The following is a 6,672-nucleotide window of genomic DNA, read 5'->3' on the forward strand; positions in this document are numbered from 1 at the left end:
CGGTCGGCTGGTGCACGTCCGCCGGCGCGACCGGGGGCTGGTGCACGGGCGCCTGCGGAGCGACGTCGGTGCCGGCCGTCGTGACCGGGACCGCGCCGGTCGGGTTCGGCGCGGGCTCGGTCAGCCAGTCCAGCGCGAGCCAGCGGATGCCCGCGCGGTCCGGCGCCGTGGCCGCGAGCGCCGCGACCGGCCCGCCGCCGAGGCCGGGGAGCACGGCGTCGGGGTCGACCTGCGACCACGGCTCGAGCACGAACGCGCGCTCGTGCGCCCGCGGGTGCGGGAGCTCGAGGTCGTCCGCGACGTCCGTCAGCGACCCGTACACGACGACGTCGACGTCGAGCGTCCGCGGGCCCCAGCGCTCGTCGCGCACGCGCCCGTGGGCGCGCTCGACGTCCTGGCACGCGTGCATGAGGTCGCGCGCGGACAGGCGCGTGCGGGCCAGGAGCACGGTGTTGAGGTAGTCGGGCTGCTCCGGCCCGACGGCGGCCGTGCGCGCGAGCGGCGACACGTCCGTGATCTCCAGGCCGGGGATGCGGTCGAGGTCGGTGATCGCCTGGCGCAGCGTCCGCTGCGCGTCCCCGAGGTTGGCGCCGAGCGCGAGGACGACCTCGACGAAGTCCGCGGGCACCTCGTCCATCCGGTCCCGGGGTCGCCCGGGGGCGGGAGGCGCCGCGTCGGCCGGGGCCGGCGCGGCCGGCACCTGGGCGTTCGCGTCCCCGACGTGCTCCGCGCCGAGGACGGCGGGCGTCGGGCCCGTCGGCCCGCCGTCGTGCGGGGCGCCCTGCTCGCCGTCGGGTCCGGTCGGCTGCTGGGCCGGGGCCCGCTGGTCCTCGTCGGCGGCGTCCGGGCGCACGTCCCGGCGCTCCGCGCCCGGGCAACAACCCGTTCGCGTCCAGCCAGGGCATGCCGCGCCAGGGCGGTCCGCGCCCCGGCGGTCCCCGCCCGGGCGCCCCGCGTCCCGGCAACAACCCGTTCGCGTCCAGCCAGGGCATGCCCCGGCCCGGATCGCGTCCCGAGCGCTCCGACGCCGCTCCCTCCGGCGAGCGCTCCGGCGGTCCTCGTCCGGGCGGTCCGCGTCCCGCGCCCCGTCCCGGCGGCCCGCGCCCGAACCCCGGCATGATGCCCGGCCGCACCTCGGTCGGTCGCCCCGGCGAGCGTCCCGCTCCCGGCGGGCGTCCCGGCGGTGGCGGCGGCCGCGGCGGCTTCGGCGGTCGTCCCGGTGGTGGCGGCGGTGCTCCCGGTGGTGGTGGCGGCTTCGCCGGCCGTCCCGGCGGCGGTGGCCGCGGTGGCGCCGGTCGCGGCTCGACGCAGGGCGCGTTCGGTCGCGCCGGCGGTCGTCCCGTCCGCGGGCGCAAGTCGAAGCGCGCGAAGCGCCAGGAGTTCGAGCAGATGCAGGCGCCGTCGCTCGGCGGCGTGCAGGTCCCGCGCGGGAACGGCTCGACCGTCGTGCGGCTGCGTCACGGCTCCTCGCTCAACGACTTCGCCGACAAGATCGACGCGAACCCCGCGAGCCTCGTCACGGTGCTGTTCCACCTCGGTGAGATGGCGACCGCGACGCAGTCCCTCGACGAGGACACGTTCGGCACCCTCGCGGCCGAGCTCGGCTACGTCATCGAGATGGTCTCGGCCGAGGAGGAGGACCGCGAGCTGCTCGGGTCCTTCGACATCGACCTGGACGCCGAGCTCGAGGCCGAGGGCGACGACGAGCTCATGGCCCGTCCGCCGGTCGTGACCGTCATGGGTCACGTCGACCACGGAAAGACGAAGCTGCTCGACGCCATCCGCCAGACGGACGTCGTGGCCGGCGAGGCCGGTGGCATCACCCAGCACATCGGTGCCTACCAGGTCCGGCACGAGCACGAGGGCGCCGACCGCGCCATCACCTTCATCGACACCCCGGGTCACGAGGCGTTCACCGCCATGCGTGCCCGCGGTGCGCAGGTGACGGACATCGCGATCCTCGTCGTGGCCGCGGACGACGGCGTCATGCCGCAGACCATCGAGGCGCTCAACCACGCCCAGGCCGCGAACGTGCCGATCGTCGTCGCCGTCAACAAGGTGGACAAGGAGGGGGCCAACCCCGCCAAGATCCGCCAGCAGCTCACCGAGTACAACCTCGTGGCGGAGGAGTACGGCGGCGACACGATGTTCGTCGACGTCTCCGCGAAGCAGAACATGGGCATCGACGACCTCCTCGAGGCCGTCCTGCTCACGGCCGACGCCTCGCTCGACCTGCGCGCCAACCCCGACAAGGACGCGCGCGGCGTCGCCATCGAGGCGAACCTCGACAAGGGCCGCGGTGCCGTCGCGACGGTGCTGGTCCAGTCCGGCACGCTGCGCGTCGGCGACGCGATCGTCGCGGGCACGGCCCACGGCCGCGTGCGCGCCATGTTCGACGAGCACGGCGCCGCCGTGACCGAGGCGGGCCCCGCCCGTCCGGTCCTCGTGCTCGGTCTCGCGTCCGTGCCGAGCGCGGGCGACACGTTCCTCGTGGCGCCCGACGAGCGCACCGCGCGCCAGATCGCCGAGAAGCGCGAGGCCGCCGAGCGTGCCGCCCTCCTGGCCAAGCGCCGCAAGCGCATCAGCCTCGAGGACTTCACGCAGGCCCTCCAGCAGGGCAAGGTCGAGACCCTCAACCTCGTCCTCAAGGGAGACGTGTCCGGTGCCGTCGAGGCGCTCGAGGACGCGCTGCTCAAGATCGACGTCGGCGACGAGGTCCAGCTGCGCGTCATCCACCGCGGTGTGGGTGCCATCACGCAGAACGACGTCAACCTCGCCACCGTCGACAACGCGGTGATCATCGGCTTCAACGTGAAGTTCGGCGAGCGCGTCGAGGAGCTGGCGGACCGCGAGGGCGTCGAGGTCAAGTTCTACTCGGTCATCTACCAGGCGATCGAGGACGTCGAGGCCGCGCTCAAGGGCATGCTCAAGCCCGAGTACGAGGAGGCCCAGCTGGGCACCGCGGAGATCCGCGAGATCTTCCGCTCCTCGAAGTTCGGCAACATCGCCGGGTCGATCGTCCGGTCCGGCGAGATCCGCCGCAACGCCAAGGCGCGCGTCCTGCGCGACGGCAAGGTCGTGGGGGACAACCTCACGGTCGAGTCGCTCAAGCGGTTCAAGGACGACGCGACCGAGGTCCGCGAGGGCTACGAGTGCGGTATCGGGCTCGGGTCCTTCAACGACCTGCAGGTCGGCGACACGATCGAGACGTGGGAGATGCGGGAGAAGCCGCGTTCCTGACGTGATCGGTGACCGGGGGTGGGCGACTTCGCTCGCCCCCGGTCGTCGTCTCGGCAGGGCCGGTCACCTCCGGTCCGTGCCTCCGCAGGACGGCGGCGGGTCTACCATCCGCCCGCTCGTCCCTCGCGGGCTCCCGCCAGGCCCAGCCACGACCCGCCGCCGCCCTGCTGCGGCCCGGCCCTCGTCCTCCTCCTCACCCGACCGGTGCCGACCGTCACCAGGCACGTCCGGGCGCTGCGAGGCAGGGTAGGGCGGAACGAAAGGAAGAAAACCATGGTGGACAACCCTCGGGCGAGGAAGCTCGCCGACCGGATCAAGGAGATCGTCGCGCGGCTGCTCGACTCGCGGATCAAGGACCCGCGGCTCGGGTTCGTCACGGTGACGGACGTCCGCGTCACCGGCGACCTGCAGAACGCGTCCGTGTTTTACACGGTGTACGGGTCGGACGAGGAGCGCGCCGGCACCGCTGCGGCGCTCGAGAGCGCCAAGGGGCTCATCCGGTCCGAGGTCGGCAAGCAGACCGGCATCCGCCTCACGCCGACGATCGAGTTCCACCTCGACGCCGTGCCCGAGACCGCCGCGCACCTCGACGCGGCGCTCGTCGAGGCACGGCGTCGTGACGCCGAGCTCGCCGCGCTGCGCGAGGGCAAGGCCTACGCCGGCGACGCCGATCCCTACCGCGCGCCCGAGCAGGGCGATGAGCGCGAGGACTGACCGGACCGACCGGACCGACCGTCCCGCCGCCCCCCGACGCCCCACCGCGCCGGACGGGCTGCTCGTCGTCGACAAGCCCGGCGGCTGGACGAGCCACGACGTCGTCGGGCGCGCGCGCCGGCTCGCCGGGACGCGCAAGGTCGGCCACGCCGGGACGCTCGACCCCATGGCCACCGGGGTGCTCGTGCTCGGCGTCGGCCGGGCGACGCGGCTGCTGACCTACCTCGTCGGGGCCGACAAGGAGTACACGGCCACCGTCCGTCTCGGCGTCGCGACCACCACCGACGACGCCGAGGGCGAGGTCGTGACCCGCGCCGACGCGTCCGGCGTCGCCCGTGAGGCGCTCGAGGCGGAGGTCGCGCGCCTCACCGGCGACATCGAGCAGGTGCCGAGCACGGTGAGCGCGATCAAGGTCGACGGGAAGCGGGCGTACGCGCGCGCCCGGGCCGGCGAGGAGGTCGAGCTCGCCGCCCGCCCCGTGATCGTCTCCCGGTTCGACGTGCACGACGTCCGTCCCGTGCCGCCCGGCACCGGCGGGCTGCCCGACGACGCGCCCGCCGCGCTCGACGTCGACGTCACCGTGGTCTGCTCCTCCGGGACGTACGTGCGCGCCCTCGCGCGCGACCTCGGCGCGGCGCTCGGCACCGGGGGGCACCTCACGGCGCTGCGCCGCACGCGCGTCGGCGGGTACGGGCTCGACCTCGCGGTCACGCTCGAGGACGCCGAGGCGCAGGCCGACCGCGACGGCGTGCTCGCGACGATCCCGCCCGCCGAGGCCGCGCGTGCCGCCTTCGCCGTGCGCGAGCTCACCGCGCCGGAGGCCACCGCGCTGTCGTACGGGCAGTGGGTGGCCGCGTCGGGCCGCGACGGCACCGTCGCCGCCCTCGCGCCCGACGGCACACTCGTCGCGCTCGTCGAGGACACCCGCCGGCGCGGCGAGGACCTCGCCCGCCCGGTGCTCGTCCTCGCCCCCGCCTGACGCGGCGTGGCAGTCTTGTCCAGCGCGGCCCCCGCCGTCGCCCGGCGCGGCACGAGCCGCCCCCGCACCACCCACCTCGAGGAGCTCTGCGTGCACCTGTGGACGGACCTGAGCCAGGTTCCCCCGGGATTCGGCCCCACGGTCGTGACCATCGGCAACTTCGACGGCGTCCACCGCGGGCACGCGCAGGTGCTCGGCCGCATCGTCGAGCTCGCGCGCTCGCGCGACGCCCACGCGGTCGCGGTGACGTTCCACCCGCACCCCGCCGCGGTGCACAGGCCGGGGCACGCGCCCGAGCTGATCACCGGCATCGCCGACCGCATGGAGCTCCTCGCGGGCACCGGCCTCGACGCGGTCCTGCTCGTGGACTACACGCTCGACTTCGCGCGCCAGACGCCCGAGGAGTTCGTCCGCACCTACCTCGTCGACGGGCTGCGGGTCGGCACGGTCGTCGTGGGGCACGACGTGCGCTTCGGCCGGGACAACACCGGCACGCTCGCGACGATGGTCGAGCTCGGCGAGCGGTACGGCTTCGAGGTCGTCGCGATCGACGACGTCGGGCAGCACCAGGGCGTGCCCGTCACCGACGAGCCGGGCGCCCACCACGACGCCCGCTGGTCGTCGACGGGCGTGCGCGCGCTCCTCGCCGCGGGCGACGTGCGCGAGGCCGCGCGGATCCTCGGACGCCACCACCGCGTCCGCGGGACGGTCGTGCACGGCGACGCGCGCGGACGCGAGCTCGGCTACCCGACGGCGAACCTCGGCGGCATCTCCGGCATGGTCCCCGCCGACGGCGTCTACGCCGGCTGGTTCGTGCGGCCGCAGCTCGCCGCCGCCGACCCGGCGCACGCCGACGTCCGACTGCCCGCGGCGATCTCCATCGGGACCAACCCGACGTTCGACGGTCAGGAGCGCCGCGTCGAGGCGTACGTGCTCGACCGCACCGACCTCGACCTCTACGACGAGGAGGTCGTGCTCGAGCTCGTCGACCGCCTCCGGCCGACCCTGCGCTTCGACGGCGTCGAGCCGCTCGTCGCGCAGATGCGCGACGACGTCGCGCGCGCCCGCGCGACCCTCGCGGCCGGCGCCGCGACCTGACCGGACGAGGGGGACGTCGTGGGGGAGGAGCGCGTGGCGACGGAGCTCGGGACGGCGGCCGTCGTCGCCCGCGGGCTGCGGGTCGGCTACGGGGAGACGCCCGTGTGCGCACCGGTCGACCTCGCCGTCGGCCCGGGCGAGGTGCTCGCCGTCGTCGGGCCCAACGGCAGCGGCAAGTCCACGGTCCTGCGCACGCTGCTCGGCCGGCTCGCGCCGCTCGGGGGGTCGGTCGAGATGCTCGGCCGCCCCGTCGACGAGCGCGAGCGCGGCTTCCGCGCGCGCATCGCGGGCGTGGAGGACGACGACGCGTACTTCCCCGGCCTGAGCGTGCGCGAGCACCTCGTGCTCCTCGCCCGCGGGCACGGCGTCGTCGAGGCGGGACGCGTCGTCGACGACGAGCTCGACCGGTTCGGCATTGCCGCGCGCGCCGACGCCGCACCGACCGAGCTGTCCTCCGGGCAGCGCCGGCGCCTCCTGCTGGCGTCGGCGTTCGTGCGCCCGCGCGACGTGCTCGTGCTCGACGAGCCCGAGCAGCGCCTCGACCCGGGCACCCGGCGGCTCGTCGCCGACCTGCTCGCCGCCGAGGCCGCGCGCGGCGTCGCCGTGGTCCTCGCGACCCACGACCCGGAGGTCGCGACGCG

The 6,672-nt window shown here is 75.4% G+C and carries 5 protein-coding genes and 1 pseudogene; 5 read left to right on the forward strand and 1 reads right to left on the reverse strand.

Going from position 1 to position 6,672, the window contains the following annotated elements; genetic code table 11:
• A partial coding sequence (folK, locus tag JZ5iCDA_RS14335; RefSeq protein ID WP_139123127.1) for a 2-amino-4-hydroxy-6-hydroxymethyldihydropteridine diphosphokinase occupies nucleotides 1-637 on the reverse strand: 637 nt, incomplete at its 3' end.
• On the opposite strand from folK, the pseudogene infB reads away from it, so the two are divergent.
• From infB to JZ5iCDA_RS14360, 5 genes and pseudogenes are all read left to right on the forward strand, one after another.
• Nucleotides 553-3,240 (forward strand): annotated as a pseudogene (gene infB, locus JZ5iCDA_RS14340) (translation initiation factor IF-2); the annotation flags it as partial. The gene folK and the pseudogene infB sit on opposite strands and share 85 nt — an antisense overlap.
• A gap of 273 nt (nucleotides 3,241-3,513) precedes the next feature.
• Complete coding sequence (gene rbfA, locus JZ5iCDA_RS14345; protein WP_069387779.1) at nucleotides 3,514-3,954, forward strand: 30S ribosome-binding factor RbfA; 441 nt, start codon at nucleotides 3,514-3,516, stop codon at nucleotides 3,952-3,954.
• Nucleotides 3,938-4,933, forward strand: coding sequence for a tRNA pseudouridine(55) synthase TruB (gene truB / locus JZ5iCDA_RS14350; protein WP_069387780.1), 996 nt, complete (start codon nucleotides 3,938-3,940; stop codon nucleotides 4,931-4,933). Before rbfA ends, truB begins: the two co-directional genes overlap by 17 nt.
• A 90-nt stretch (nucleotides 4,934-5,023) precedes the next feature.
• Complete coding sequence (locus JZ5iCDA_RS14355) at nucleotides 5,024-6,031, forward strand: bifunctional riboflavin kinase/FAD synthetase (RefSeq protein WP_069387781.1); 1,008 nt, start codon at nucleotides 5,024-5,026, stop codon at nucleotides 6,029-6,031.
• Nucleotides 6,032-6,064: 33 nt separating this feature from the next.
• Nucleotides 6,065-6,672 (forward strand): ABC transporter ATP-binding protein (locus JZ5iCDA_RS14360; protein WP_069387782.1); only part of this gene is annotated, 608 nt, incomplete at its 3' end.

It is taken from the genome of Cellulosimicrobium cellulans (assembly GCF_001722485.1).
In the GTDB taxonomy this organism is placed as follows: Bacteria; Actinomycetota; Actinomycetes; order Actinomycetales; family Cellulomonadaceae; genus Cellulosimicrobium; species Cellulosimicrobium cellulans_A.